This window comes from Pseudomonas sp. Sample_21 (assembly GCF_004307525.1).
GTDB lineage: Bacteria > Pseudomonadota > Gammaproteobacteria > Pseudomonadales > Pseudomonadaceae > Aquipseudomonas > Aquipseudomonas atacamensis.
Window position 1 is genome coordinate 17,174 of record NZ_RCNZ01000104.1, and the last position, 25,818, is coordinate 42,991.

The 25,818-nt window shown below is 60.0% G+C and carries 29 protein-coding genes; 28 read left to right on the top strand and 1 reads right to left on the bottom strand.

Going from position 1 to position 25,818, the window contains the following annotated elements; translation table 11 throughout:
- Positions 1 to 75: 75 nt before the first annotated feature.
- The 3 genes from rluC to sppA are packed head-to-tail and all read left to right on the top strand — an operon-like array spanning position 76 to position 2,698.
- Positions 76 to 1,035: a 23S rRNA pseudouridine(955/2504/2580) synthase RluC gene (gene rluC / locus D8U71_RS19330; protein ID WP_016770994.1), complete on the top strand. Its 960-nt coding sequence runs from the start codon at positions 76 to 78 to the stop codon at positions 1,033 to 1,035.
- On the top strand, positions 1,022 to 1,684 hold the full coding sequence (locus tag D8U71_RS19335) for an HAD-IA family hydrolase (RefSeq protein ID WP_041479448.1): 663 nt from the start codon (positions 1,022 to 1,024) through the stop codon (positions 1,682 to 1,684). Before rluC ends, D8U71_RS19335 begins: the two co-directional genes overlap by 14 nt.
- Before the next feature lie 24 nt (positions 1,685 to 1,708).
- A complete protein-coding gene (gene sppA / locus D8U71_RS19340) occupies positions 1,709 to 2,698 on the top strand; it encodes a signal peptide peptidase SppA (protein ID WP_076563808.1) in 990 nt (329 codons plus the stop codon).
- A gap of 86 nt (positions 2,699 to 2,784) precedes the next feature.
- Here sppA and D8U71_RS19345 read toward each other — a convergent pair whose 3' ends face one another.
- Complete coding sequence (locus D8U71_RS19345) at positions 2,785 to 3,363, bottom strand: nucleoside triphosphate pyrophosphatase (protein ID WP_016770991.1); 579 nt, start codon at positions 3,361 to 3,363, stop codon at positions 2,785 to 2,787.
- 105 nt (positions 3,364 to 3,468) lie between these two features.
- Here D8U71_RS19345 and D8U71_RS19350 point away from each other — a divergent pair, with 105 nt between their 5' ends.
- The 25 genes from D8U71_RS19350 (at position 3,469) to D8U71_RS19475 (ending at position 25,800) form a co-directional block, all read left to right on the top strand.
- On the top strand, positions 3,469 to 3,996 hold the full coding sequence (locus tag D8U71_RS19350) for a YceD family protein (RefSeq protein ID WP_003204262.1): 528 nt from the start codon (positions 3,469 to 3,471) through the stop codon (positions 3,994 to 3,996).
- Positions 3,997 to 4,009: 13 nt separating this feature from the next.
- Positions 4,010 to 4,192 carry a 50S ribosomal protein L32 gene (gene rpmF, locus D8U71_RS19355; protein WP_003179396.1) on the top strand — a complete coding sequence of 61 codons (183 nt, stop codon included), beginning with the start codon at positions 4,010 to 4,012 and terminating at the stop codon, positions 4,190 to 4,192.
- A 4-nt stretch (positions 4,193 to 4,196) separates the two neighbouring features.
- The gene (gene plsX / locus D8U71_RS19360) at positions 4,197 to 5,207 is read left to right on the top strand and encodes a phosphate acyltransferase PlsX (RefSeq protein ID WP_130888450.1); all 1,011 of its coding nucleotides are present in this window, start codon (positions 4,197 to 4,199) and stop codon (positions 5,205 to 5,207) included.
- A 123-nt stretch (positions 5,208 to 5,330) separates the two neighbouring features.
- Positions 5,331 to 6,269 (top strand): ACP S-malonyltransferase, encoded by a 939-nt coding sequence (gene fabD / locus D8U71_RS19365; RefSeq protein ID WP_056788244.1) that lies wholly within the window; start codon positions 5,331 to 5,333, stop codon positions 6,267 to 6,269.
- 16 nt (positions 6,270 to 6,285) lie between these two features.
- Positions 6,286 to 7,029, top strand: a complete 744-nt coding sequence (gene fabG, locus D8U71_RS19370; protein WP_130888451.1) for a 3-oxoacyl-ACP reductase FabG — start codon at positions 6,286 to 6,288, stop codon at positions 7,027 to 7,029.
- Between the two features lie 196 nt (positions 7,030 to 7,225).
- Positions 7,226 to 7,462 (top strand): acyl carrier protein, encoded by a 237-nt coding sequence (gene acpP / locus D8U71_RS19375; protein WP_003175607.1) that lies wholly within the window; start codon positions 7,226 to 7,228, stop codon positions 7,460 to 7,462.
- 108 nt (positions 7,463 to 7,570) lie between these two features.
- Positions 7,571 to 8,815 (top strand): beta-ketoacyl-ACP synthase II, encoded by a 1,245-nt coding sequence (gene fabF / locus D8U71_RS19380; RefSeq protein WP_038860467.1) that lies wholly within the window; start codon positions 7,571 to 7,573, stop codon positions 8,813 to 8,815.
- A complete protein-coding gene (gene pabC / locus D8U71_RS19385; protein WP_125926404.1) occupies positions 8,815 to 9,630 on the top strand; it encodes an aminodeoxychorismate lyase in 816 nt (271 codons plus the stop codon). The genes fabF and pabC overlap by 1 nt, the downstream gene beginning before the upstream one ends.
- A 3-nt stretch (positions 9,631 to 9,633) precedes the next feature.
- On the top strand, positions 9,634 to 10,815 hold the full coding sequence (gene mltG / locus D8U71_RS19390; protein ID WP_016770986.1) for an endolytic transglycosylase MltG: 1,182 nt from the start codon (positions 9,634 to 9,636) through the stop codon (positions 10,813 to 10,815).
- A 19-nt stretch (positions 10,816 to 10,834) separates the two neighbouring features.
- The gene (gene tmk / locus D8U71_RS19395) at positions 10,835 to 11,467 is read left to right on the top strand and encodes a dTMP kinase (RefSeq protein WP_016770985.1); all 633 of its coding nucleotides are present in this window, start codon (positions 10,835 to 10,837) and stop codon (positions 11,465 to 11,467) included.
- Positions 11,460 to 12,443 carry a DNA polymerase III subunit delta' gene (locus tag D8U71_RS19400; protein WP_130888452.1) on the top strand — a complete coding sequence of 328 codons (984 nt, stop codon included), beginning with the start codon at positions 11,460 to 11,462 and terminating at the stop codon, positions 12,441 to 12,443. The genes tmk and D8U71_RS19400 overlap by 8 nt, the downstream gene beginning before the upstream one ends.
- Before the next feature lie 42 nt (positions 12,444 to 12,485).
- Positions 12,486 to 12,842, top strand: coding sequence for a PilZ domain-containing protein (locus tag D8U71_RS19405; RefSeq protein ID WP_016770983.1), 357 nt, complete (start codon positions 12,486 to 12,488; stop codon positions 12,840 to 12,842).
- Positions 12,843 to 12,857: 15 nt separating this feature from the next.
- A complete protein-coding gene (locus D8U71_RS19410) occupies positions 12,858 to 13,649 on the top strand; it encodes a TatD family hydrolase (RefSeq protein ID WP_130888453.1) in 792 nt (263 codons plus the stop codon).
- Between the two features lie 351 nt (positions 13,650 to 14,000).
- Entirely contained in the window at positions 14,001 to 14,639 is a 639-nt protein-coding gene (locus tag D8U71_RS19415; protein ID WP_016770981.1) for a TetR/AcrR family transcriptional regulator, read from the top strand.
- Between the two features lie 138 nt (positions 14,640 to 14,777).
- Positions 14,778 to 15,746 carry a radical SAM protein gene (locus D8U71_RS19420; RefSeq protein ID WP_125926402.1) on the top strand — a complete coding sequence of 323 codons (969 nt, stop codon included), beginning with the start codon at positions 14,778 to 14,780 and terminating at the stop codon, positions 15,744 to 15,746.
- A 127-nt stretch (positions 15,747 to 15,873) separates the two neighbouring features.
- The gene (locus D8U71_RS19425) at positions 15,874 to 16,479 is read left to right on the top strand and encodes a DUF4823 domain-containing protein (protein ID WP_024013915.1); all 606 of its coding nucleotides are present in this window, start codon (positions 15,874 to 15,876) and stop codon (positions 16,477 to 16,479) included.
- Positions 16,480 to 16,493: 14 nt separating this feature from the next.
- Entirely contained in the window at positions 16,494 to 17,054 is a 561-nt protein-coding gene (locus tag D8U71_RS19430; RefSeq protein WP_125926401.1) for a DUF1285 domain-containing protein, read from the top strand.
- 193 nt (positions 17,055 to 17,247) lie between these two features.
- Positions 17,248 to 17,964: a FadR/GntR family transcriptional regulator gene (locus tag D8U71_RS19440; RefSeq protein ID WP_130888455.1), complete on the top strand. Its 717-nt coding sequence runs from the start codon at positions 17,248 to 17,250 to the stop codon at positions 17,962 to 17,964.
- 133 nt (positions 17,965 to 18,097) lie between these two features.
- Positions 18,098 to 18,973 (top strand): SMP-30/gluconolactonase/LRE family protein, encoded by an 876-nt coding sequence (locus D8U71_RS19445; protein ID WP_130888456.1) that lies wholly within the window; start codon positions 18,098 to 18,100, stop codon positions 18,971 to 18,973.
- 270 nt (positions 18,974 to 19,243) lie between these two features.
- A complete protein-coding gene (locus tag D8U71_RS19450) occupies positions 19,244 to 20,062 on the top strand; it encodes an SDR family oxidoreductase (RefSeq protein WP_076563800.1) in 819 nt (272 codons plus the stop codon).
- 137 nt (positions 20,063 to 20,199) lie between these two features.
- The gene (locus tag D8U71_RS19455; protein ID WP_016770973.1) at positions 20,200 to 21,204 is read left to right on the top strand and encodes a substrate-binding domain-containing protein; all 1,005 of its coding nucleotides are present in this window, start codon (positions 20,200 to 20,202) and stop codon (positions 21,202 to 21,204) included.
- Positions 21,205 to 21,257: 53 nt separating this feature from the next.
- Complete coding sequence (gene araG / locus D8U71_RS19460; RefSeq protein ID WP_016770972.1) at positions 21,258 to 22,805, top strand: L-arabinose ABC transporter ATP-binding protein AraG; 1,548 nt, start codon at positions 21,258 to 21,260, stop codon at positions 22,803 to 22,805.
- Positions 22,806 to 22,817: 12 nt separating this feature from the next.
- The gene (gene araH, locus D8U71_RS19465) at positions 22,818 to 23,786 is read left to right on the top strand and encodes an L-arabinose ABC transporter permease AraH (protein WP_038861078.1); all 969 of its coding nucleotides are present in this window, start codon (positions 22,818 to 22,820) and stop codon (positions 23,784 to 23,786) included.
- Between the two features lie 305 nt (positions 23,787 to 24,091).
- Positions 24,092 to 24,805 carry a GntR family transcriptional regulator gene (locus D8U71_RS19470; RefSeq protein WP_016770970.1) on the top strand — a complete coding sequence of 238 codons (714 nt, stop codon included), beginning with the start codon at positions 24,092 to 24,094 and terminating at the stop codon, positions 24,803 to 24,805.
- Entirely contained in the window at positions 24,802 to 25,800 is a 999-nt protein-coding gene (locus D8U71_RS19475) for an ADP-ribosylglycohydrolase family protein (protein ID WP_130888457.1), read from the top strand. The genes D8U71_RS19470 and D8U71_RS19475 overlap by 4 nt, the downstream gene beginning before the upstream one ends.
- Positions 25,801 to 25,818 lie beyond the last annotated feature (18 nt).

A 25,818-nucleotide genomic window follows, 5' to 3' on the forward strand; every position in this document is an offset into this window, starting at 1 on the left:
CTTTTGGCGGCGTTCGCGACTATAGCAGCAATGATTAAGTGCTTCAATTCCATAAAAATTGTTATCATCCGCGGCATGACAACTACTGCCCCTTCGACTCCAGGCGTTCAACTGCTTGAAGTCTCGCCGGAGTATGCCGGCCAACGAATCGACAACTTTCTCCTCGCCCGGCTCAAAGGCGTGCCCAAGACCTTGATTTACCGCATTTTGCGCAAAGGCGAAGTGCGTGTGAACAAAGGTCGGATCAAGCCCGAATACAAGCTGCAGGCCGGCGATATCGTACGCGTGCCGCCGGTTCGCGTGCCTGAGCGCGACGAACCGGTGCCGCTGGCCCAGGGGCTGTTGCAGCGCCTGGAAGCCTCGATCGTCTTCGAAGACAAGGCCCTGATCGTGATCAACAAGCCCGCCGGCATTGCGGTTCATGGCGGCAGCGGGCTGAATTTCGGCGTGATCGAAGCCTTTCGTCAGTTGCGTCCCGACGCCAAGGAGCTGGAGCTGGTTCACCGTCTCGACCGTGACACCTCCGGCCTGCTGATGATCGCCAAGAAGCGCAGCATGTTGCGCCACCTGCACGAGCAGTTGCGCGGCGATGGCGTCGACAAGCGCTACATGGCGCTGGTCCGTGGCAACTGGGCAACCTCGATCAAGCAGGTTCGCGCACCGTTGCTCAAGAGCAATCTGCGCTCCGGCGAGCGCATGGTCGAAGTCAATGACGAGGGCAAAGAAGCCCTGACGCTATTCAAGGTGCTGCGCCGCTTCGGCGATTTTGCCACCATGGTCGAGGCGAAACCGGTTACCGGTCGTACCCACCAGATTCGCGTGCACACCTTGCATGCTGGCCATTGCATTGCCGGTGACAGCAAGTATGGCGACGAGGATTTCACCAAGGAAATCCGCGATCTGGGTGGTAAGCGCCTGTTCCTGCACGCCTACATGCTGACCGTGCCGCTGCCCGACGGCGGCAAGCTGAATCTGCAAGCGCCCGTCGATGAAATGTGGGCCAAGACCGTGGAGCGATTGAGTGCGCCCATCTGATTACAAGCTGTTGATTTTCGACTGGGACGGCACCCTCGCCGATTCCATTCATCGGATCGTCGAGGCGATGCACTCGGCGTCCGGGCGTTCCGGTTTCGAGCTGCGCGATGACTTCGCCGTCAAAGGCATCATCGGTCTTGGTTTGCCGGAAGCGATTCGCACCCTATATCCCGAAATCAGCGACGCAGAAATGCTCGCGTTTCGCGAGTACTACGCCGATCACTACATCGCTGCCGAAGCCGTGCCTTCGCCGCTGTTCGAGGGCGTGGTCGAGTCGATGGCATCGTTTCGCGAGCAGGGTTATCACCTGGCGGTAGCGACCGGCAAGAACCGTCGCGGACTGGATCGGGTGCTCAAGGCCAATGGCTGGGAAGATTATTTCGATATCACCCGCGCTGCCGATGAAACTGCCAGCAAGCCACACCCTCTGATGCTTGAGCAGATTGTCAGCCACTGCGGCGTACGCCCGGAGCAGGCTTTGATGGTCGGTGATTCGTCGTTCGATCTGCTGATGGCGCGCAACGCGGGGATGGATTCGGTGGCGGTCAGTTATGGCGCGCAATCGATCGAGTCCCTGCAGCAGTTCGAGCCACGCCTGTCGATCGACCGTTTTTCTCAATTGCACGCCTGGCTGGGTCAGCGGGCTTAATACGTTTTTGCTGGGGTAGATGGCATGACCGACGAATGGAAAGCACCGGCCAAGGCAAGTGCCGACGACGGTGACGCGAAAAGCTGGAAGCTGTTGGAAAAGACTTTGCTGGCCGGCGTGCAGGAACAACGCCGTTCGCGGCGCTGGGGGATTTTCTTCAAGCTGCTGACGTTTGTTTATCTTTTCGTTGCGCTGCTGCTGTTCACGCCGCTGATGGACATGGAAAAAAGCGCCACCCGCGGCCCGAACTACACGGCGTTGATCGAGATCGACGGTGTAATCGCCGACAAGGAGCCGGCCAGCGCCGACAATATCGTTGGCAGCCTGCGCGCGGCGTTCGAAGACAAAAAGGTCAAGGGCGTGGTCCTGCGCATCAACAGTCCGGGCGGCAGTCCGGTGCAGTCCGGTTATGTCTATGATGAGATCAAGCGTCTGCGAGCTTTGCACCCGGAGATCAAGCTCTACGCAGTGATTTCCGATCTTGGTGCTTCGGGCGCCTATTACATCGCCAGCGCAGCGGATCAGATCTACGCCGACAAGGCCAGTCTGGTCGGCTCAATCGGCGTGACAGCAGCGGGTTACGGTTTTGTCGGCACCATGGAAAAGCTTGGGGTTGAGCGTCGCACCTACACCTCGGGTGAGCACAAGGCATTCCTTGATCCGTTCCAGCCGCAAAAGCCTGAAGAAACCGCCTTCTGGCAAAGCGTGCTCGACACCACTCACAAGCAGTTCATCAACAGCGTCAAGCAGGGTCGTGGTGATCGCCTGAAGGACAAAGAGCATCCGGAGCTGTTTTCCGGGCTGGTCTGGTCGGGTGAGCAGGCGCTGCCGCTGGGTCTGATCGATGGCTTGGGCAGTGCCAGTTCGGTGGCGCGTGATGTGATTGGCGAGAAGGAGCTGGTGGACTTCACCGTGCAGGAATCGCCGTTCGATCGCTTCTCGAAAAAGCTCGGCGCCAGCGTGGCAGAGCAGTTGGCGATGTGGATGGGTTTTCACGGGCCGTCGTTGCGGTAAGACGGTTCAAGATCGAAAGATCGCAGTCGGCGGCAACTCTTGCACGGATCGGTGTAGGAGCTGCCGAAGGCTGCGATCTTTTGCTTTTAAGGGATTTGCACGCCTTCGACCAACAACATGTCGATCAGGCGAATCAGCGGCAGGCCGATCAGGCTGGTGGCATCCGGGCCTTCGGTCGATTGAAACAGGCTCACGCCCAGTCCTTCGGCCTTGAAGCTGCCGGCGCAGTCGTACGGTTGCTCGATGCGCAGGTAGCGTTCGATGCGCGCCTGATCCAGCTGACGCATGTGCACGGTAAACGGCACGCAGTCGACCTGGCATTGCCCGGTGTGGCTGTTGAGCAGTGCCAGGCCGGTCAGGAAGGTCACGCTCGCGCCGCTCGCCGCCATCAATTGCTCGCGAGCCTTCTCGAAGGTGTGCGGCTTGCCGATGATCTGTTCGCCGAGGACGGCGACCTGATCCGAGCCAATGATCAGATGAGCAGGGTGGCTGTCCGCCAGGGCGCGGGCCTTTTCTTCGGCGAGGCGTTTGACCAGGTCGATTGCGGACTCGCCCGGGCGATGGCTTTCGTCGATGTCCGGCGAGCTGCAGACGAACGGCAAGTGCAGGCGGGCGAGCAATTCGCGGCGATAAGTCGAGCTTGAAGCGAGTAATAAAGGCAGCATGGACGTCTCCTGAGGCAGGTGCGGATTCTAGCGGAGGCGCGCAAGTGACGGACAGGGCACAATTTCCTTTGACATGGGTGGGTGCATCCCTATAATGCTGCGCCTATGTTGAATGACCCGATTCCACCTCACGTTGACCCGCGCAAATTGGCTGACCGTGGCACCACCCTTCAAGGTGAACTGCTGCTGGCCGATTTGAAGAGACTCTGCGACCCGCTTTCCGACGATGTCGGTACGGTGCAGGCAAAATTCGTTTTTGAACGAGATGAACGTAAGTCTGTGGTCATCCACAGCTTTATCGACACCGAAGTCAAAATGGTTTGCCAGCGTTGTCTTGAGCTGGTCACCCTGCCGATCCACAGCGAATGCAGTTACGCGGTGGTGAAGGAGGGTGCGAATACCCAGTCGTTGCCGAAAGGTTATGACGTGCTGGAACTGGGCGAAGATCCATTGGATCTGCAGTCACTGATCGAGGAGGAGCTTTTGCTCGCCTTGCCCATTGTGCCTGCTCATCATCCGGAAGAATGCCAGCAGCCGGCGGGAGCAGATGAGCCCGAACCGAGCGAGGACGAGGTAACGCGGTCCAACCCGTTCAGTGTATTGGCGCAGTTAAAGCGTGACCCAAACGTTTAGGAGTTAATCAATTATGGCTGTTCAGCAGAACAAAAAATCCCGCTCTGCCCGTGACATGCGCCGTTCGCACGACGCTCTCGAGGCTAGCACCCTGTCTGTAGAAAAAACCACTGGTGAAGTTCACCTGCGTCACCACGTATCGCCAGAAGGCGTATACCGTGGCCGTAAAGTGATCGACAAGGGCGCTGACGAGTAATCACTTGTCTGCTCAAGTCATCGCGATTGACGCAATGGGCGGGGACTTCGGTCCCCGCAGCATTGTTCAGGCCAGTCTCGCTTGCCTGTCTGCTACACCCTCGCTGCACCTGACCCTTGTCGGTCAACCCTCCCTTCTTGAAGAACTGATCAACGGCCAGTCGGCTGCCGATCGCGCGCGCCTGACGATTGTTGCGGCCAGCGAAGTCATCACCATGGACGAAAAACCCGCTCAGGCCCTGCGTGGCAAGCCGGATTCGTCGATGCGTGTGGCCCTCGAACTGCTGCGCGATGGCAAGGTGCAGGCCTGTGTCAGTGCCGGCAATACCGGTGCGTTGATGGCCTTGTCGCGTTTCGTGTTGAAGACATTGCCGGGCATTGATCGTCCGGCCATGGTCGCGGCGATTCCGACGCAGACCGGTTATTGCCAGCTGCTCGATCTGGGCGCCAACGTCGATTGCAGTGCCGAGCATCTGTTGCAGTTCGCGGTGATGGGTTCGGTGGCCGCGCAGACTTTGGGTATCGCCCGTCCGCGTGTGGCACTGCTGAACATCGGCACCGAGGACATCAAGGGCAATCAGCAGGTCAAACTGGCCGCAACGTTGTTGCAGGCCGCGCGCGGGATCAACTACATCGGTTTTATCGAAGGCGACGGCTTGTATCGCGGTGAGGCCGACGTGGTGGTGTGTGACGGCTTCGTCGGCAACATCCTGCTCAAGTCCAGCGAAGGTCTGGCGACGATGATTGCGGCGCGCATCGAGGCGTTGTTCAAGAAAAACTTAGCCTCGCGTGCTGTGGGCGCTCTCGCGCTGCCGTTGATGAAGCGTCTGCAAGCTGATCTGGCCCCGGCGCGACATAATGGCGCAAGCTTTCTCGGCTTGCAGGGCATCGTTGTGAAAAGCCACGGATCGGCCGGGGTGCAGGGCTTTCAGAGTGCCATTCAGCGGGCGCTGATCGAGATTCAGGAGAACCTGCCCGAGCGTCTCCACGGTCGTCTGGAGGAACTGTTGTCTTAGGCGTTTTCGTCGGACAATGCTTAAATGTGACCGCCCGGTTCAAAGGGTCATCCAAACTGTCAGTTTCTGACGTCCCGAACGGGGCGTTATTTTCCGACGACAAGATCATTAGGGGCTTGTTACATGTCTGCTTCCCTCGCATTCGTCTTTCCAGGACAGGGTTCGCAGTCCCTCGGCATGCTGGCCGAGCTGGGCGCGCAACATCCGCTGATCCTCGAAACCTTTCAAGAAGCCTCTGCTGCGCTGGGCTACGACCTGTGGGCACTGACTCAGCAGGGCCCGGAAGAGCTGCTCAATCAAACCGACAAAACCCAACCGGCCATTCTGACCGCTTCGATCGCCCTGTGGCGTCTGTGGCTGGCCGAAGGCGGCGCGCGTCCGGCGTTCGTCGCCGGCCACAGCCTGGGTGAATACAGTGCGCTGGTTGCCGCCGGCAGCCTGACCCTGGCTGACGCGGTCAAGCTCGTCGAGCGCCGTGGTCAGTTGATGCAGGAAGCGGTGCCGGCCGGGCAGGGCGGCATGGCCGCGATCCTCGGCCTGGAAGATGCCGACGTGCTGGCTGCCTGCGCCGAAGCGGCGCAAGGCGAAGTCGTCAGCGCGGTGAACTTCAACTCGCCGGGCCAAGTGGTGATCGCCGGTGCCAAGGCGGCCGTCGAGCGCGCCATCGAGGGTTGCAAGGCCCGTGGTGCCAAGCGCGCCATGCCGTTGCCAGTGAGCGTGCCGTCGCACTGCGAGCTGATGCGTCCGGCTGCAGAGCGCTTCGCTGAATCCATCGCCGCCATCGACTGGCAGGCGCCGCAGATCCCGGTGGTGCAGAACGTCAGCGCGCAAGTGCCGGCCGATCTGGAAACCCTCAAGCGTGATCTGCTCGAACAGCTCTACAAGCCAGTGCGCTGGGTTGAGTCGGTGCAGACTTTAGCCGCCAAGGGCGCGACCAATCTGGTCGAATGCGGCCCGGGCAAAGTCCTCGCTGGCCTGAACAAACGTTGCGCCGAAGGCGTTTCGACTTCCAATCTCAATACCCCAGATGCCTTCGCTGCCGCTCGCGCAGCGCAGGCCTGAATCAGGAGAAACTTGCATGAGTCTGCAAGGTAAAGTTGCACTGGTTACCGGTGCAAGCCGCGGTATCGGCCAGGCCATCGCGCTGGAACTGGGTCGTCAGGGCGCCATCGTTGTCGGCACCGCGACCTCCGCGTCGGGCGCCGAGCGCATTGCCGCGACCCTGAAGGAACACGGTATCCAGGGCGCCGGTTTCGAACTCAATGTCACCAGCGACGAATCGGTCAGCGCCGTGCTGGCAGGCATTCAGGAGCAGTTCGGTGCGCCGGTGGCGATTCTGGTCAATAATGCCGGCATCACCCGCGATAACCTGATGATGCGCATGAAAGACGACGAGTGGTACGACGTGATCGATACCAACCTGAACAGTCTGTATCGCCTGTCCAAGGGCGTTTTGCGTGGCATGACCAAGGCGCGCTGGGGTCGAATTATCAGTATTGGCTCGGTGGTGGGTGCCATGGGCAACGCCGGCCAAGTAAACTATGCAGCCGCCAAAGCCGGTCTGGAAGGTTTCAGCCGGGCGATGGCGCGTGAAGTCGGTTCGCGTTCGATTACGGTCAACTCGGTAACCCCTGGGTTCATCGACACCGATATGACCCGCGAGCTGCCTGAAGCACAGCGTGAAGCCTTGCAGACGCAGATTCCGCTGGGTCGTCTGGGGCAAGCTCAAGAGATCGCGTCCGTGGTCGCTTTTCTTGCATCCGACGGTGCGGCATACGTTACCGGGGCTACAATCCCGGTGAACGGTGGGATGTACATGTAAGTAAAATGTGACGGATTGCTTCAAAAAAATGTCATACGAGCTGTCTAAAATCCGTTATAAAGCTGCAATCTATTTATAGGCAGAGGGCCGCAGGGTTTGAGGAGTGAAGCTTTCAGTTGAAAAACTGAAAAGGCTTTCTATACACTTACCCACTGGCCAGCTGCCTGAATTTGTCCATTAGGAGTGAAAACAAGGTATGAGCACCATCGAAGAGCGCGTCAAGAAAATCGTTGCCGAGCAACTGGGTGTTAAAGAAGAAGAAGTGGTCAACACCGCTTCCTTCGTAGAAGACCTGGGTGCCGACTCCCTTGACACCGTTGAGCTGGTGATGGCTCTGGAAGAGGAATTCGAGACCGAAATCCCTGACGAAGAAGCTGAAAAGATCACTACTGTACAAGCTGCAATCGACTACGTTACCAGCCACCAGGCGTAACAGTTTGTAATCGTTGCTTGCTGTCATGGAAAAACCGCACTGCCATCATGGCGTGCGGTTTTTTCTTTAGGCCTGATGCAAAGTCGTCATTTGAAAAAGGAGAGTGCTGTGTCGCGTAGACGCGTCGTAGTCACCGGTATGGGTATGTTGTCGCCACTGGGCACGGATGTGCCGAGCAGTTGGCAGGGCATTCTGGCTGGCCGCAGTGGCATTGGTCTGATCGAACACACCGACCTTTCTGCCTATTCGACCCGCTTCGGTGGTTCGGTCAAAGGCTTCAATGTCGAGGAATACCTGTCGGTCAAGGAAGCGCGCAAGCTCGACCTGTTCATTCAGTACGGCCTCGCCGCAGGCTTTCAAGCCGTGCGCAACGCCGGCCTGGAAGTCACCGATGCCAACCGTGAACGCATTGGCGTGGCCATGGGTTCGGGTATCGGCGGTCTGACCAACATCGAAGAGACCAGCCGCACCCTGCACGAGACCGGTCCACGACGGATCTCGCCGTTCTTTGTGCCTGGCTCGATCATCAATATGATTTCCGGTTTCCTGTCGATCCATCTGGGCGCACAGGGACCCAACTACGCCATCGCCACCGCGTGCACCACCGGTACGCACTGCATCGGCATGGCGGCGCGCAACATCATGTACGACGAAGCCGACGTGATGATTGCCGGCGGCGCGGAAATGGCCGCTTGCGGTCTGGGCATGGGCGGCTTCGGCGCGTCCCGTGCGCTGTCGACCCGCAACGACGAGCCGACCCGCGCCAGCCGTCCATGGGACAAGGGTCGGGACGGTTTCGTCCTGTCCGACGGTGCCGGCGCTCTGGTTCTTGAAGAACTGGAACACGCCAAGGCCCGTGGCGCGACGATCTATGCCGAGCTGATCGGTTTCGGCACCAGTGGCGATGCGTTCCACATGACCTCGCCACCCGCCGATGGCGCCGGTGCCGCGCGCTGCATCACCAATGCCCTGCGCGATGCGAAAATCAACGTCGACCAAGTGCAGTACATCAACGCCCACGGCACCTCGACGCCGGCCGGCGACCTTGCCGAAGCCAACGCGATCAAGTCGGTGTTCGGCGATCACGCCTACAAGCTGGCCGTCAGCTCGACCAAGTCGATGACCGGCCACCTGTTGGGTGCGGCGGGCGCGGTCGAAGCGATTTTCAGCGTGCTGGCGATCAACAGCCAGGTGGCACCGCCGACCATCAACCTTGATGAACCGGACGAAGGCTGCGATCTCGATTTCGTTGCGCACACCGCGCGTAACATGGACATCGATGTCGTGCTGTCCAACTCCTTCGGTTTTGGCGGCACCAACGGCACGCTGGCGTTCCGTCGGTTCGCCGGCTGATGGACAGCTGGGTCGACGGTCAACCGGCTGACGTGCTGTCGCTGAAAGATCGCGGCCTGGCTTACGGCGATGGTCTGTTCGAGACCATTGCCGTGCGCAGTGGACAGCCGGTCCTGCTGGATCGACACCTGACGCGCCTGGCCGATGGCTGCGCGCGTCTGGCCATTGCGACCGATCTCGAGCTGGTTCGCCATGAGCTGCTCAGCTATGCCGCTGCGATGGGCGAGGGCGTGCTCAAGCTCATCCTCACGCGTGGCGACGGCTTGCGCGGTTATGCGCCCGATCCTGCGGCGCAGGGCCGACGCATTCTGCAAGGCAATCCGCCGGCGGCTTATCCTGCTGCCCATGCCGAGCACGGCATCCGCCTGTTTCCCTGCAACACGCGTTTATCTACGCAGCCGTTGTTGGCCGGGCTCAAACATCTGAATCGACTGGAACAGGTACTCGCCCGCGCCGAGTGGCAGGACAGCGAGCATGCCGAAGGCTTGATGCTTGATCAGGCCGGGCGCGTCGTCGAAGGTGTGTACAGCAATATTTTCCTGGTGCGCGACGGTGGCTTGATCACGCCCGACTTGAAGCGCTGCGGCGTCGCTGGGGTGATGCGCGCGGAAATTTTGTTTCAGGCCGAGTCACTGGCTATCTCCACGCAAATCGCCGATATCAGCCTCGAACAGCTGCAATGGGTTGATGAAGTGTTTGTCTGCAACAGCGTTTATGGCGTCTGGCCGGTACGCGCCTGTGCTGCACTGAGCTGGCCGGTTGGCCCGCTCACCCGTAAACTGCAAACCATTGCCCGCGCGCTACTGGATGCTTGATTCGTGAGACGTAAACTTTTGCTGCTGCTGGAAACCGGACTGGTTCTGGCAGGGCTGCTGTTGGGCGCCAGCGCCTGGAAAATTCATTCGGCGCTGGAACAGCCCCTGAACATCCCGCAGGAACAACTGCTGGATGTGCCGAAAGGCTCTACACCGACCCGTACCTTCCTTGAACTCGAAACCGATGGCGTCATCAAGGACGCGTTCTGGCTGCGCGTCTACTGGCGCTTCAATCTTGCCGGCACGCCGATTCACAGCGGCGAGTACCGCATGCAGCCGGGCATGACCGTCAACGGTCTGATCGATTCGTGGAAGCGCGGCGACGTGGTTCAGTACAGCCTGACCCTGGTCGAAGGCTGGACTTTCCATCAAGTGCGCGCCGCCCTGGCCAAGGACGACAAGCTCGAGCAGACCCTCACCGGCCTGAGCGACAGCGACGTCATGGCGAAGATCGGCCACAAAGGCTTGTTCCCGGAAGGCCGGTTTTTCCCGGATACCTATCGCTTCGTGCGCGGCATGTCCGATGCCGAGCTGTTGAAAAAAGCCTTTGATCGTCTCGATGAGGTGCTCGCCAAAGAGTGGGCGCAGCGTTCTGCCGACGTGCCTTACAGCGAACCTTATCAAGCGCTGATCATGGCCTCGCTGGTCGAGAAAGAGACCGGCGTTCCGCAGGAGCGCGGGCAGATTGCCGGCGTCTTTGTACGGCGCATGGCGCTGGGCATGCAGTTGCAGACCGATCCGACGGTGATTTATGGCCTCGGTGATCGCTACACCGGCAAACTGACCCGCGCACATTTGAAAGAGCCGACGCCTTACAACACCTACGTGATTCCAGGCTTGCCGCCGACGCCGATTGCGATGGTCGGGCGCGAAGCGATTCATGCTGCGCTCAACCCGGTGGAGGGCAGCAGCCTGTATTTCGTCGCCCGTGGCGATGGCAGCCATGTGTTCTCCGATGATCTGGATGCGCACAACAACGCAGTGCGCGAATACCAGCTCAAGCGCCGTGCCGATTACCGTTCCAGCCCGGCACCAGTAACCGCGCCGGCCACCGATGAGGCCATTCCGGCGGCCTCGCCGAACACCGCGCCCGAGGTGCTGCCCGAAGTGCCATCGAAAGCGCCGCCGCAAGATCCGGCGCCAGCCCAAGAACCGGACGCCGCTGCACCACAGAACGCGCAATGACTTTGATGAAGGACTGCCTGTGACTGGCTTGTTTATTACCCTGGAAGGCCCGGAAGGCGCGGGCAAGAGCACCAATCGCGAATACCTCGCCGAGCGCCTGCGCGCCGCCGGTATCGAAGTGCTGCTCACCCGTGAGCCTGGCGGTACGCCGCTGGCCGAGCGGATTCGTGACGTTCTGCTGACCCCGGCCGACGAAGTGATGCATCCGGACGCCGAGCTGTTGCTGGTGTTCGCCGCGCGCGCCCAGCACCTGGCCGAGGTGATTCGCCCTGCGCTGGCCCGTGGCGCTGTGGTGCTGTGTGATCGTTTCACCGACTCGACATACGCCTATCAGGGCGGCGGTCGTGGTTTGTCGCTGGAACGCATCGCCACCCTGGAAACTTTCGTGCAGGGCGACTTGCGGCCCGATCTGACACTTATTTTCGATCTGCCCGTAGAGATCGGTCTGGCCCGCGCCAGTGCCCGTGGTCGCCTGGACCGTTTCGAACTCGAAGGCCGGGCATTTTTCGAGAACGTGCGCAATGCGTTCCTGAAGCGCGCCGAAGCCGACCCATCGCGTTACGTGCGCATCGATGCCGGTCAGCCACTGGCCAAGGTCCAGCAATCGCTGGACACCTTGCTGCCGAATCTGCTGGAGCTGGCTCGTGGCTGAGGCCTATCCATGGCAGGACAGCCTCTGGCAGCAACTGGCCGGACGCAGTCAGCATGCCCACGCGTACCTGCTGCACGGTCCCGCCGGTATCGGCAAACGTGCTCTGGCCGAACGCCTGATGGCCAGCCTGCTGTGTCAGCGTCCTACGCCTGAGGCGTGCGGCGAGTGCAAATCCTGCTTGCTGCTCAAGGCCGGCAGTCATCCGGACAATTACATCCTGGAACCGGAAGAGGCGGACAAGGCGATCAAGGTCGATCAGGTTCGTGATCTGGTCAGTTTCGTCGTGCAGACTGCGCAGCTCGGCGGGCGCAAAGTGGTGTTGATCGAGCCGGTCGAGTCGATGAACATCAACGCTGCCAACGCCTTGCTCAAAAGCCTTGAAGAACCGTCCGGCGATACCGTGCTGCTATTGGTCAGCCACCAGCCAAGCCGTTTATTGCCAACCATCAAGAGCCGTTGCGTGCAGCAGGCCTGCCCGCTGCCTGGCGAGGCGATGAGCCTGCAATGGCTGGCCCAGGCGCTGCCGGATTGCGCGGAAGACGAACGCGTCGAACTGCTGACGCTGGCCGCCGGCTCGCCGCTGATGGCGGTCAGCCTGCAAGCCCAGGGTGTGCGTGAACAACGTGCACAAGTGGTCGAAGGCGTGAAGAAGTTGCTCAAGGGCCAGCAATCGCCGACGCAACTGGCGGAAGAGTGGAAAAGCATTCCGATGTTGCGTCTGTTCGACTGGTTCTGCGACTGGTCGAGCCTGATCCTGCGCTATCAACTGACTCAGGACGAAGGCGGCCTTGGCCTGGCCGATATGCGCAAGGTCGTGCAGTACCTGGCCCAAAAGAGCGCGCAGGGCAAAGTGCTGGATATTCAGGACTGGATTCTCGCCCAACGGCAGAAAGTGTTGAGCAAGGCCAACCTCAATCCGGCCCTGTTGCTGGAAGCATTGTTGGTGCAATGGGTGGGATTGCCTGGTCAAAGATAAGAATGTGTACCTAGACTCTGAAGATCAGCAGTGGAGGTGAACATGATTGAACCTGTCAGCCCGGGGCCGCGTAACGGCATCTTGTCCCTGACCATCAAGGACAAGTCGGTGCTATACGCCGCCTACATGCCGTTCATCAAGAATGGTGGCCTGTTCATCCCGACCAACAAAAGCTACCGGTTGGGCGACGAGGTGTTCATGCTGTTGCACCTGATGGACGAAGCGGAAAAAATCCCCGTCGCCGGCAAAGTCGCCTGGATCACCCCCAAAGGCGCACAAGGCAATCGCGCCGCCGGTGTCGGCGTGCAGTTCAATGACGGCGACGACACTGCGCGCAGTCGCATCGAAACTCATCTGGCCGGAGCGCTGAAATCCGACCGTCCCACTCATACGATGTAAGTTGCAGTCCTTTTTATGCTCGTAGATTCCCATTGTCACCTTGATCGTCTCGACCTCGCCGCCCATGACGGCTCGCTGGATGCCGCACTCGCTGCGGCCCGCGAGCGTGGGGTCGGACATTTTCTGTGCATCGGCGTCAGCGCCGACAACGCCGCCGACGTCAAAGCCCTCGCCGAGCGTTATGACGACGTCGATTGCTCGGTCGGCGTGCATCCGCTGGATGTGCAGCCGGGCGCGGCACCTGCGCTGGACTGGCTGCTGCACGAACTTGATCACCCGAAAGTGGTGGCGATCGGCGAAACCGGTCTCGACTATCACTACGAGCCGGAAGCTGCCGAGTTGCAGCAGGAGTCGTTTCGCCTGCACCTGCAAGCGGCGCAGCAGACCGGCAAACCGGTGATCATCCACACCCGTGGCGCCCGTGCCGACACCCTGGAACTGCTGCGCGAAGCGGCGTTGCCTCAGGCCGGTGTGTTGCATTGCTTCACCGAAGACTGGGACATGGCCAAAGCGGCACTGGACATGGGCTACTACATTTCCCTGTCGGGCATCGTCACGTTCCGCAATGCCGACGCCTTGCGTGATGTGGCGAGCAAAGTGCCGGCCGATCGCCTGCTGGTGGAAACAGACTCGCCGTACCTGGCGCCGATCCCGTATCGCGGCAAGCCGAACCTCCCGCAGTACGTGCGCGAAGTGGCGGAGTTTCTGGCGATGTTGCGTGGTGAGAACTACGAGCGCTTTGCCGAGCAGACCACAGAGAACTTCAAGCGTCTGTTCCCGCTGGCGATTGTTAAATCTGCCCTGTGACGGCTGGCCAAATCGCAGGCAAAAAAAACCCGGGTTCTGGGGGGTGAATCCGGGTTAAGACCATTAGGAGTAAAACAAAGGCACGCGGTCCGTTGGTACCTTTATCGGCACGACACTTGGGGGAGATGTCGCCCGACAGTTCAAGTATTGATCAGTCTGGCGTGCAGTCCAGTGAGCCGGTCGGGGTTTTTAAACAAATTTGGAATACGTTTGCTTCAGTTGAGTTCTCATTGCCCCCGAATCGTTCTCGAAATGAACAAGAAACACAGATTTGGTCGATGAACCGTGCTTTTTTGCGCAAGTTAGGCATAATACGCGGCTTCGAATTTTGACCCTTCAGACCTTTTTCTTATGCATAAAGAACCTCGTAAGGTCCGTGAATTTCGTCGCCGCGAGCAGGAAATTCTCGATACCGCGCTCAAGCTGTTCCTCGACCAGGGTGAAGACAGTGTCACCGTCGAGATGATTGCTGATGCCGTGGGTATCGGCAAAGGCACGATCTACAAGCACTTCAAATCCAAGGCGGAGATCTACTTGCGCCTGATGCTCGACTACGAGCGCGATCTGAACGAGCTGCTGCATTCGGCGGATGTCGACAAGGACAAGGAAGCGCTGTCGCGCGCCTACTTCGAATTCCGCATGCGCGACCCGCAGCGCTATCGCCTGTTCGACCGTCTCGAAGAGAAAGTGGTCAAGGGTAATCAGGTGCCGGAGATGGTCGAAGAGCTGCACAAGATCCGTGCCTCGAACTTCGAACGCCTGACCCTGCTGATCAAGGGGCGTATCAGCGAAGGCAAGCTCGAAGACGTGCCGCCGTACTTCCACTACTGCGCATCCTGGGCGCTGGTGCACGGCGCGGTGGCGCTGTATCACTCGCCGTTCTGGAGCAACGTGCTGGAAGATCAGGAAGGCTTCTTCCAGTTCCTGATGGACATCGGCGTGCGCATGGGCAACAAGCGCAAGCGCGACCCGGAAACGCCGAGCACATAAGTCATTCAGCGGGCTGATTGCGCCGTGTTTTCGCAACATGGCGCAATAGCACAGGAATATACTCAGGCCTAGGGCTTGCTAAAACCTGATTTCTCAGTCAAGTTTTGCTCGCTTGATTTTCTTTCGCCGGAGTGTTTCATGATCGTTGACCGTCAAGGCAGGCGTTTTCGCAATCTGCGCATCAGCCTGACCTCTGCCTGCAATTACGCCTGTACCTACTGCGTGCCCAACGGCAAGCGGTTGGTCGCTGCGCAGGATGAACTGTCGGCCGAAGCCATGGCGCGCGGCGTCGAATACCTGATCGAAGCGGCCGGCATCGAGCGCCTGCGCATCACTGGCGGCGAGCCACTGGTCAGCCCCAAACTCGAATCCTTCATGACTGCCGTCGGCCAGATGGGCCTCGACGACATCAGCCTGACCACCAATGGTCAACTCCTCGCGAAAAAACTGCCGCTGCTGGTCGATGCCGGTCTGCGTCGAATCAACGTTTCCCTCGATACTCTCGATGCCGCGGCTTTTCGCAGCATCGCCCGTGGCGGCGATCTGGCCAGCGTGCTCGGTGGCATGGATCAGGCTGCCGCCGCCGGGATGAAGATCAAGGTCAACATGGTGCCGTTGCGCGGGCAGAACCTCGATCAGGTCATGCCGTTGCTTGATTACTGTCTGGAGCGCGGCTTCGAACTGCGCTTCATCGAGCTGATGCGCATGGGCCACCTGGCCAAGGATTCCAATGCCTTCCTGCAGCAGTTCGTCAGCCTTGAGCAGTTGCTCGGCCTGATTGGCGAGCGCTATGAATACGCCCAGACCGACGCACCGGTGGACGCCACGGCTGTGCGCTACTCGATTCCCGGTCGCGGCAATTTCGGAGTGATCGCCAACGAAAGCGTGCCGTTCTGCCGCACTTGTTCGCGCTTGCGCCTGTCATCGACCGGTTGGCTGCATGGCTGTTTGTCGTCGAGCAACCGCCACTATGTCGGCGATCTGCTCGACAAGCCGCGCCACCAGGCGTTGCCGGCGCTGCAACGTTTGCTGGTCAAAGCGTTGGGTGACAAGCAGGAAGTGGCGTTTTCCGGTGGTGCGACCGTCATGAAGATCATTGGCGGCTGATTCATCGCCTTCGCGAGCAGGCTCGCTCCCACAGGGAACGCCTTTCAAGGAAAATGCCGAGCTGGCGCAAAAGCTGCATCCAACGGCCATTCGCCGGTTTTCCGACACCGGCTTCTGGAGGAATAGGATGCGTAGCCTGGTTTTGCTGCTGGCCGTTTTGGCGCTTGGTGGCTGCATGAATGTCAGCGATATGGCCGAAGGCACTCGTTATCACATGAGCGATGCGGGGCTTCTGGACCACAGCGACAGCCGCCGGGTGAACAATATCCGCATTCAGCCGGACTCGTTCATCTTCATCGCCCAGGGTGCGTTCGCACCGCCGGGAGGTTCCTATCCGCGGCCGAACGTGGTCGCCGAAGAAGCCTTCAAGGGCTTTGTCGAATATTTCCCGATGGTCCGCCGCGCCCGTGCGCCGGAAGGCCTCGATCAAGCCATGGGCGAAGCCCGTGATGCCGGCGCGCATTATCTGCTGTACACACGTTTCGCCAAGGCTGACGACCGCATCGGCAACTCTGACGAGTGGCTGGACCAGGAAGCCGTGGATCGCCTCGGTATCGACGGCGGCGTGATTCAGATCATGTTGATCGAGACCAGCACCCAGTATTTGATTGATACTGCACGGATCAAGAGTCGTGGCGGTTTACTGACGTTCCATGACTCCAAACCCGAAGACCTCATCGGTCCGCCGCTGGCGCAATACGCACGCAGCCTGCTGGGGATCGGCGACCAGTAATCAAGGAGTACGCCATGAGTGACCCGCAAACAGCCAATGACCTGCTGGGGCAGATCCCCAAGACCAAAGGCCTGCCACCGGTGCATTTGTGGAACCCGGATTTCTGCGGCGAAATCGACATGCGCATCGCCCGCGACGGCACCTGGTACTACCTTGGCACGCCGATCGGGCGCAAGCCAATGGTCAAACTGTTCTCCACCATCATCCGCCGCGACGGCGATGATTACTTCCTGATCACCCCGGTCGAGAAGGTCGGGATCAAGGTCGATGACGCGCCGTTCGTGGCGGTTGCCGTGGAAGTGCAAGGCGAGGGCGAGGCGCAGGTTTTGCGCTTTACCACCAATGTCGAGGAAACCATCGAGGCGGGGGCTGAACATCCGATCCGCGTCGAGATCAATCCTGAGACCCAGGAGCCTGCGCCTTATGTGCATGTGCGCAGCAACCTTGAAGCGCTGATTCACCGCAATGTGTTTTACCAGTTGGTGGAACTGGCGGTGAGCCGCGAGATCGATGGCCAGCGCTGGTTGGGCGTGTGGAGCGGCGGCGAATTCTTTCGCATCGGCCTGGAACCCTGACACAACATCAAAATGTGGGAGCGAGCCTGCTCGCGAATGCGCTGTATCAGTCGGTAGCAATGTTGACTGACACGACGCTTTCGCGAGCAGGCTCGCTCCCACAATGGTTTGTGCAAGCTGAAAAAAATCCGATTGACTGTTATTCGTATGATGATTAGCGTAGGCACCCATCGCGATTCGCCGTGAGGTGTACATGTCCAGCAGCTTTCATGCGTCGACCGTTGACTGGCTGGGCAGTTGGATTGCTGCCGGTCAGGTCAAGCCGGGGCAGACCATCAAGGTCGAGGCGGATCTGGGCGAACAGCTTGGTGTCAGCCGCACGGTGATTCGCGAAGCCATCAAAACCCTCGTCGCCAAAGGTATGCTCGAAGTCGGGCCGAAAGTCGGCACGCGGGTGTTGCCGGTCCGGCGCTGGAATCTGTTTGATCCGCAAGTGGTCGGTTGGCTATCGCGCAACGGCTTGCCGGAAAACTTCGTCGATGACCTGCTGGATTTGCGTCGCACCATCGAGCCGATGGCGGTGCGCTGGGCCTGTGAGCGGGCGACGCCGGAGCAGATCGAAGCGGTGCAACTGGCCTTCAACGCACTGGAACGTGCGGTCGACAGTGGCATCGATTACAACCGTGCCGACCAGGCCTTCCACGAATGCATCCTGGCCGCCAGCCATAATCAGTTCATCGAACAAATGGTCCCGGCCCTCGGCGCGTTGCTGGCGGTGTCGTTCGAAGTCTCCGCCGCCGACCCCGATGAACTGCGCCGCACCTTGCCGATCCATAAAGACATGGCCGACGCCATCGCCGCGCGCGATTCGACCCGTGGCGTGTGGGCGTGCATGACCTTGATCGACAACGCCGATCTGGCGATAAAACGCTTTTACCCGAAAGTCATGGCCAGTAAAAAAGCTAGCTGAAAATGTCGAGACATCCTGTGGGAGCGAGCTTGCTCGCGAATGCGTCAGGTCAGATAAATCATCATTGACTGACACTCCGCCTTCGCGAGCAAGCTCGCTCTCACAGTAAAACAACAACTCAGAAGGACTTGATATGCCGTTCACCGCCCTGACCCAACACCGCGCGCAACTCGGCGAAGGCCCGTTCTGGGATGCGCCGACCCAGGCGTTGTACTGGGTCGATATCGCCGGTAAACAAGCGTTGCGCCTGATCGGTCAGAACGTGCAGATCTGGCAGATGCCGGAGCACATCTCCGCCTTCATTCCCTGCGCCAGCGGCGATGCGCTGGTCACGCTGAGCAGCGGTGTCTATCGACTGGATCTCGATTCGCCCGGCCTCGAGCCACGCTTGACGCTGTTCTGCGTCGCCGACCCGCAACCGGGCAACCGCCCCAACGAAGCCCGTTGCGATGCCTTGGGCCGGTTGTGGTTGGGCACCATGCAGAACAACATTGGCGAGCACGGCGAGGATCTGCCGCTCGTACGCCGTTCCGGTGGCCTGTTCCGCATTGACCCCGATCAGCGCGTCACACCGCTGATACTCGGTCTGGGCATCCCCAACACCCTGCTGTGGAGTGACGACGGCACCACGCTGCTGTTTGGTGACAGCCTCGACAGCACGCTCAATCGATATTTCATCCGCACCGACGGCAGTCTTGATGCGCCGCAGGTGTTTTACTCGTCCGATCAACACGGTGGTCCCGATGGCTCTGCGATGGACGCCGAAGGCTACGTGTGGAATGCACGCTGGGACGGCAGTTGCCTGTTGCGCCTGACGCCGGACGGGCAGGTGGATCGCAAAATCGATCTGCCGATCAGTCGCCCGACCAGTTGCGTGTTCGGTGGCGAAGACTTGAAAACCCTGTTCATCACCAGTGCCAAGAGCCCGCTGAATCATCCTTTGGACGGTGCGGTGCTGAGCATGCGCGTTGATGTTGCAGGAAAACTCTGTACGCGTTTTGCTGGTTAGATCCCAAAATATGGGATGCAAAATTATATATTGAGATTATTTGGCGGTCGGGTTTATAGTCGGCTCCAGCAGTAACACGCACTCACACTTAAAAAGAACAAAACAGGTGAAGTGATGCAGCGAATTCTTCTCGCCCGCGCAAGCGGGATCCGCCTTTCGTCACGGCTTAATGCCGTCGGCGACGCTTGCCTGTTTGTTTTCCCCAGCCGTCAAAACCGGACATCGACCAATGCCCGGTTTTTTTGCGCCAGCGTGCAGGAGGCCTGAGCCATGGCTGAAGCGCTGACATTGCCGGCAGTGCCGGCGCCGCCGAAAGGCGAGCGCCTGAAAAACAAGGTCGTGCTGTTGACCGGGGCCGCTCAGGGCATCGGCGAAGCTATCGTTGCCGCGTTCGCCTCGCAGCAAGCCAGATTACTCATCAGCGATATCCAGGCCGACAAGGTCGAGCAGGTCGCCGCCCATTGGCGCGATCAGGGCCATGACGTGCAGGCGCTCAAGGTCGACGTATCGAATCAGCAGGATCTGCATGCCCTGGCCCGACGTGCTGTGGAATTGCATGGCCGCATCGATGTGTTGGTCAACTGTGCCGGGGTCAATGTATTCCGCGATCCTTTGCAGATGACCGAAGAAGACTGGCGCCGCTGCTTCGCCATCGATCTGGACGGCGCCTGGTATGGCTGCAAAGCGGTGCTGCCGCAGATGATCGAGCAGGGCGTCGGCAGCATTATCAACATCGCCTCGACCCATTCCAGCCACATCATTCCCGGCTGCTTTCCGTACCCGGTGGCCAAGCATGGCTTGCTCGGCCTGACTCGTGCGCTCGGCATCGAATACGCGGCCAAGGGCATTCGCGTCAACGCCATCGCGCCGGGCTACATCGAAACGCAGCTGAACGTCGATTACTGGAATGGCTTTGCCGATCCGCATGCCGAGCGTCAACGCGCCTTTGACCTGCACCCGCCCAAGCGCATCGGCCAGCCGATCGAAGTGGCAATGACGGCGGTGTTTCTGGCCAGCGATGAGGCACCGTTTATCAACGCTTCGTGCATCACCATCGATGGTGGTCGCTCGGTGATGTACCACGACTGAACAAAACGGATCTCCAGCGCTGAAATACGCTTGAAATCCAATCATCATACGATATGACTATTTTCAACCAGCTTCACTGAGAACACGCTTCAACGCTTTTCAAACCTTGCTCAAAAAAAATAACAAGGAGTCATCTGATGAAACGTCGTTTCGGGATTCGTACCCTGTGCAGCACTGCCCTGGCGGTCACTGCGTTCAGCCTGAGCAGTGCGCTGCTCGCCGCCGACGCGGTGAAGATCGGTTTTCTGGTCAAGCAGGCCGAAGAACCGTGGTTCCAGACCGAATGGGCTTTTGCCGAAAAAGCCGCCAAGGACAAAGGCTTTGAACTGATCAAGATTGCCGTACCGGATGGCGAGAAGACCCTCTCGGCCATCGATAGTCTGGCCGCCAACGGCGCCAAGGGCTTCGTGATCTGCCCGCCGGACGTGTCCCTCGGCCCGGCCATCATGGCCAAAGCCAAGATCAACGACCTGAAAGTAATTGCCGTCGACGACCGTTTTGTCGATGCCAACGGCAAATTCATGGAAGACGTGCCGTACCTGGGCATGGCCGCGTTTGAAGTCGGCCAGAAGCAGGGCGCCGCCATGGCTGCCGAAGCGAAGAAGCGTAACTGGGACTGGAAAGACACCTACGCGGTGGTCAACACCTACAACGAACTCGACACCGGCAAGAAGCGCACCGACGGTTCGGTCGATGCCCTGAAGAAGGCCGGCATGCCTGAGGACCACATCCTTTTCGCCGCGCTGAAAACCCTCGACGTACCGGGCAGCATGGACGCCACCAACTCGGCGCTGGTGAAACTGCCGAGCGCGGCGAAAAACCTGATCATCGGCGGCATGAACGACAACACCGTGCTCGGCGGCGTGCGCGCCACCGAAGCGGCCGGTTTTGCCGCGAGCAACGTGATCGGCATCGGCATCAACGGCACCGACGCCATCGGCGAATTGAAAAAGCCTAACAGCGGCTTCTTCGGTTCGATGCTGCCAAGCCCGCACATCGAAGGCTACAAGACCGCCGAGATGATGTACGAGTGGATCACCGCCGGCAAAGAGCCGCCGAAGTACACCGCCATGGATGACGTCACCCTGATCACCCGCGAAAACTTCAAGCAAGAGCTGGAAAAAATCGGCTTGTGGAACTGAGGCAGCGACGGCCCGGGCAGCCGGGCCGTTTTTCGGTGTGAAGAGGTGGCTTTATGCACGCGCAAGTACAGACACAAGAACAACACGGCGCCAGCGGCAGCCTGCGCTTCAACGGGATCGGCAAGACCTTTCCCGGCGTGAAAGCGCTCGACGGCATCAGCTTCGTCGCCCACCCCGGCCAGGTTCATGCCTTGATGGGCGAGAACGGCGCGGGCAAATCGACCCTGCTGAAAATCCTCGGTGGCGCTTACATTCCGAGCAGCGGCGAGCTGCAGATCGGCGAGCAGGCGATGGCGTTCAAGTCCACCGCTGACAGCATCGGCAGCGGCGTCGCGGTGATTCACCAGGAACTGCATCTGGTCCCGGAAATGACCGTGGCCGAGAACCTGTTTCTCGGGCATCTGCCGGCCAGTTTCGGCCTGATCAATCGCAGTGAGCTGCGTCAGAAAGCCTTGAATTGCCTGAAAGGCCTGGCCGACGAAATCGATCCGCAAACCAAGGTCGGACGCTTGTCGCTGGGTCAGCGGCAGTTGGTGGAAATTGCCAAAGCGCTGTCGCGCGGCGCCCACGTTATCGCTTTCGACGAACCGACCAGCAGCCTTTCGGCGCGCGAGATCGATCGCTTGATGGCGATCATCGGTCGTCTGCGCGACGAAGGCAAAGTGGTGCTCTACGTGTCCCATCGCATGGAAGAAGTCTTCCGTATCTGCGACGCCGTCACTGTGTTCAAGGACGGCCGCTACGTGCGTACCTTCGAGGACATGAGCCAGTTGACCCACGATCAACTGGTGACCTGCATGGTCGGTCGCGACATTCAGGACATCTACGATTACCGCCATCGTCCGCGTGGCGCCGTGGCGTTGAAAGTCGATGGTTTGCTCGGCCCGGGCCTGCGCGAGCCGATCAGTTTCGAAGCGCACAAAGGCGAAATCCTTGGCCTGTTCGGACTGGTCGGGGCAGGGCGCACCGAGCTGTTTCGCCTGCTCAGCGGACTGGAGCGCAACACCGCCGGCCGTCTCGAATTGCGCGGTCATGAGCTGAAGCTGCGCTCGCCCCGTGATGCGATTGCCGCCGGCATTCTGCTCTGCCCGGAAGATCGCAAGAAAGAAGGCATCATCCCCCTGGCCAGCGTCGCCGAGAACATCAACATCAGTGCCCGGGGCGCGCATTCCGGGCTCGGCTGCCTGATCCGCGGCCTGTGGGAAAAGGGCAACGCCGACAAGCAGATCAAGGCCCTGAAAGTGAAAACACCGCACGCCGGCCAGCAGATCAAGTTCCTTTCCGGCGGCAATCAGCAAAAGGCCATTCTCGGTCGCTGGCTGTCGATGCCGATGAAAGTCCTGCTGCTCGACGAACCGACCCGTGGCATCGACATCGGCGCCAAGGCCGAGATCTACCAGATCATTCATAACCTCGCCGCCGACGGTATTTCGGTGATCGTGGTGTCCAGCGATCTGATGGAAGTGATGGGCATTTCCGACCGCATCCTGGTGCTGTGCGAAGGCGCCCTGCGCGGCGAAGTCAGCCGCGACCAGGCCAATGAATCCAACCTGCTGCAACTGGCTTTGCCACGCCACCGCGCTGACGGCGTGGCGAACTGAGAGGTAACTATGATGACTACGCAAAACGAAACCCTGCCGACCGAGCGCAAACCGCTGGACCTGCGGCGCTTCCTCGATGACTGGGTCATGCTGCTGGCGGCGATCGGCATCTTTGTCGCCTGCACCTTGCTGATCGACAACTTCCTCTCGCCGCTGAACATGCGTGGCCTGGGCCTGGCGATTTCCACCACCGGCATCGCCGCGTGCACCATGCTTTATTGCTTGGCATCCGGGCACTTCGACCTCTCGGTCGGCTCAGTGATCGCCTGTGCCGGCGTGGTCGCGGCGGTGGTGATGCGTGACACCAACAGCGTGTTTCTCGGCGTCAGCGCAGCACTGGTGATGGGCCTGATCGTTGGTCTGATCAACGGCATCGTGATTGCCAAGTTGCGCGTCAATGCGTTGATCACGACGCTGGCGACCATGCAGATCGTTCGCGGTCTGGCCTATATTTTTGCCAACGGCAAAGCGGTCGGTGTGTCGCAGGAATCGTTCTTCGTCTTTGGTAACGGCCAGTTGTTCGGTGTGCCGGTGCCGATCCTGATCACCATTGTCTGCTTCCTGTTTTTCGGCTGGCTGCTGAACTACACCACGTACGGGCGCAACACCATGGCCATCGGTGGCAACCAGGAAGCGGCACTGCTAGCGGGCGTCAACGTTGACCGGACCAAGATCATCATCTTCGCCGTGCATGGTTTGATCGGTGCGCTGGCGGGTGTGATTCTGGCCTCGCGGATGACTTCCGGGCAGCCGATGATTGGTCAGGGTTTTGAACTGACGGTGATCTCGGCTTGCGTGCTGGGCGGGGTTTCGCTGAGTGGCGGCATCGGCATGATTCGCCATGTGATTGCCGGGGTGTTGATTCTCGCGATCATCGAAAACGCGATGAACCTGAAGAACATCGATACGTTTTATCAGTATGTGATTCGTGGTTCGATTCTGTTGCTGGCCGTGGTCATTGACCGCTTGAAACAACGGTAACGTCAAAAGCTACCCTCACCCCAGCCCTCTCCCGGAGGGAGAGGGGGCCGACCGAGGTGTCTTGCGTTCTGCATCGACGTGAAATACCGAGTTGACTACGGATTCGACAATTACTCGGCAACAGGTCGATTTCGGATTCGGCGCAACACTTTCAGGTCGGCGTATCTCCTGAGCATCCCCCAATCAGTTCCCTCTCCCTCCGGGAGAGGGCTAGGGTGAGGGGCTTTTGATTTTGCTCTTCCCATCGGTCACCTCCCACAAATATCCCTTGCCCGCCACGCCCCGTTTCGGTTATCAATTTGTACATGATTAGACAGGTACGATTCGACAAGAAACAAAGGGTGGTCGACGAGCTCGTCCGACGCATCGAGAGCGGCCTCATGGAGGACGGTTTTCTGTTGCCCGGCGAACATCAGTTGGCTCAAGAATTCCAGGTCAGCCGTGGCACCTTGCGTGAGGCGCTGGCCGAACTGAAGCGGCGTAATTACATCGCCACGCAGAGCGGTGTCGGTTCCATCGTCACTTTCGACGGCGTCGCGCTGGATCAGCGCAGCGGCTGGGCGCAGGCGTTGGCCGACAGCGGGGCGCTAATCAATACCGAAGTGTTGCGCCTCGAAGCCGTGACTCGCCCGGATCTGCTGGTGCGTTTCGGCACCGATCAATTCATCACGCTCGACCGTCGCCGGCGCGCCACCGACGGTACGCTGGTGTCTCTGGAACGATCCTTGATGCCGGCTAACGGCGGCCTGGAAAGCCTGCCCCGCGTTGGCCTGATCGACAATTCCCTGACCATCACCCTGGCCGCCTACGGCTACATCGGCGAGCGCGGCGATCAGTGGATCGGCGCCGAGCCGCTGAATGCCGAAGACGCCGAGCTGCTCGGCCGTCCGGTCGGCACGGTGTTTCTCAAAGCCCTGCGCACCACCTACGACCGGCAGAACCGTTTCATGGAACAGGTCGAAAGCCTGCTCGACCCGGTGCACTTTCGTCTGCACCTGCAATTCGGAGAATCGAAATGACCGCGCTCAATCGTGCGCTTGGCGCTTTCTATGGTCTGGCCCTGGGTGACGCGCTGGGCATGCCGACGCAATCGCTCGATCGTGAAACGATCAAGGCGCGCTTCGGCCAGATCACTGATCTGCAAGACGCCGGCCCACTGCAACCGATCGCCGCGAACATGCCCAAAGGCTCGATCACCGATGACACCGAGCAGGCGATCCTGGTCGGCGAGTTATTGGTCGAAGGTCACGGCCGTATCGAGCCGGCGGTTCTCGCCCAGCGCTTGATCGAATGGGAAGCCGAGATGCAGGCCAAAGGCTCGCAGGACTTGCTCGGCCCCTCGACCAAACGCGCCATTGAGATGATCCTCGCCGGGCATTCCCCGGAAGAAGCCGGGCGTTATGGCACCACCAACGGCGCGGCGATGCGCATCACCCCGGTGGGCATTGCCGCGAACGTGGCCGATCCGCAGCGCTTCATTTCGGCGGTCGTGCAGGCTTGCCAAGTGACGCATAACACCACGCTGGGGATTTCCAGTGCGGCGGCGGTGGCGGCGGTGGTCTCCGCTGGCATCAATGACGTCGATCTCGGCGAGGCGCTGAACCTCGGCCAGCAGATCGCGCAGCAAGCCGAAGCGCACGGGCATTGGGTGGCTGGCGGGCGCATGGCCTCGCGCATCAGTTGGGCGCGCAGTATCAGTGTCGACAGCGACAAAGCATTGCTTGCCGATCTGCTCTATGACGTGATCGGTACATCGGTGGCGTCGCAGGAGTCGGTGGTGGTTTCATTCGCACTGGCCCAGCAAGTGGCCATCGGCGAGATGACGGCATTCGAAGCGCTGTGCATGGCGGCCAGCCTGGGCGGCGACACGGATACCATCGCGGCGATTCTCGGCGCCATGCTCGGGGCTTGCCTGGGGCTTGAGTGCTGGCCGCAGCCGATGATCGAAACGGTGAAAGCTGTTAATCAGCTGGAGCTTGAGCCTTTGGTGCAGGGGCTGTTGGCCTTGCGTTGACTGGCTGGCCTCTTCGCG

What these genes read in the sequence shown, in the direction of transcription:
- araH (WP_038861078.1), top strand. Translation starts at nt 22,818, where the DNA reads ATGACTACGCAAAACGAAACCCTGCCGACCGAGCGCAAACCGCTGGAC.
- D8U71_RS19445 (WP_130888456.1), top strand. Translation starts at nt 18,098, where the DNA reads ATGCCGTTCACCGCCCTGACCCAACACCGCGCGCAACTCGGCGAAGGC.
- D8U71_RS19350 (WP_003204262.1), top strand. Translation starts at nt 3,469, where the DNA reads ATGTTGAATGACCCGATTCCACCTCACGTTGACCCGCGCAAATTGGCT.
- D8U71_RS19475 (WP_130888457.1), top strand. Translation starts at nt 24,802, where the DNA reads ATGACCGCGCTCAATCGTGCGCTTGGCGCTTTCTATGGTCTGGCCCTG.
- araG (WP_016770972.1), top strand. Translation starts at nt 21,258, where the DNA reads ATGCACGCGCAAGTACAGACACAAGAACAACACGGCGCCAGCGGCAGC.
- acpP (WP_003175607.1), top strand. Translation starts at nt 7,226, where the DNA reads ATGAGCACCATCGAAGAGCGCGTCAAGAAAATCGTTGCCGAGCAACTG.
- rpmF (WP_003179396.1), top strand. Translation starts at nt 4,010, where the DNA reads ATGGCTGTTCAGCAGAACAAAAAATCCCGCTCTGCCCGTGACATGCGC.
- D8U71_RS19425 (WP_024013915.1), top strand. Translation starts at nt 15,874, where the DNA reads ATGCGTAGCCTGGTTTTGCTGCTGGCCGTTTTGGCGCTTGGTGGCTGC.
- D8U71_RS19420 (WP_125926402.1), top strand. Translation starts at nt 14,778, where the DNA reads ATGATCGTTGACCGTCAAGGCAGGCGTTTTCGCAATCTGCGCATCAGC.
- D8U71_RS19440 (WP_130888455.1), top strand. Translation starts at nt 17,248, where the DNA reads ATGTCCAGCAGCTTTCATGCGTCGACCGTTGACTGGCTGGGCAGTTGG.
- fabG (WP_130888451.1), top strand. Translation starts at nt 6,286, where the DNA reads ATGAGTCTGCAAGGTAAAGTTGCACTGGTTACCGGTGCAAGCCGCGGT.
- D8U71_RS19345 (WP_016770991.1), bottom strand. Translation starts at nt 3,363, where the DNA reads ATGCTGCCTTTATTACTCGCTTCAAGCTCGACTTATCGCCGCGAATTG.
- pabC (WP_125926404.1), top strand. Translation starts at nt 8,815, where the DNA reads ATGGACAGCTGGGTCGACGGTCAACCGGCTGACGTGCTGTCGCTGAAA.
- D8U71_RS19410 (WP_130888453.1), top strand. Translation starts at nt 12,858, where the DNA reads ATGCTCGTAGATTCCCATTGTCACCTTGATCGTCTCGACCTCGCCGCC.
- D8U71_RS19455 (WP_016770973.1), top strand. Translation starts at nt 20,200, where the DNA reads ATGAAACGTCGTTTCGGGATTCGTACCCTGTGCAGCACTGCCCTGGCG.
- rluC (WP_016770994.1), top strand. Translation starts at nt 76, where the DNA reads ATGACAACTACTGCCCCTTCGACTCCAGGCGTTCAACTGCTTGAAGTC.
- sppA (WP_076563808.1), top strand. Translation starts at nt 1,709, where the DNA reads ATGACCGACGAATGGAAAGCACCGGCCAAGGCAAGTGCCGACGACGGT.
- fabD (WP_056788244.1), top strand. Translation starts at nt 5,331, where the DNA reads ATGTCTGCTTCCCTCGCATTCGTCTTTCCAGGACAGGGTTCGCAGTCC.
- D8U71_RS19470 (WP_016770970.1), top strand. Translation starts at nt 24,092, where the DNA reads ATGATTAGACAGGTACGATTCGACAAGAAACAAAGGGTGGTCGACGAG.
- D8U71_RS19415 (WP_016770981.1), top strand. Translation starts at nt 14,001, where the DNA reads ATGCATAAAGAACCTCGTAAGGTCCGTGAATTTCGTCGCCGCGAGCAG.
- D8U71_RS19450 (WP_076563800.1), top strand. Translation starts at nt 19,244, where the DNA reads ATGGCTGAAGCGCTGACATTGCCGGCAGTGCCGGCGCCGCCGAAAGGC.
- D8U71_RS19405 (WP_016770983.1), top strand. Translation starts at nt 12,486, where the DNA reads ATGATTGAACCTGTCAGCCCGGGGCCGCGTAACGGCATCTTGTCCCTG.
- D8U71_RS19430 (WP_125926401.1), top strand. Translation starts at nt 16,494, where the DNA reads ATGAGTGACCCGCAAACAGCCAATGACCTGCTGGGGCAGATCCCCAAG.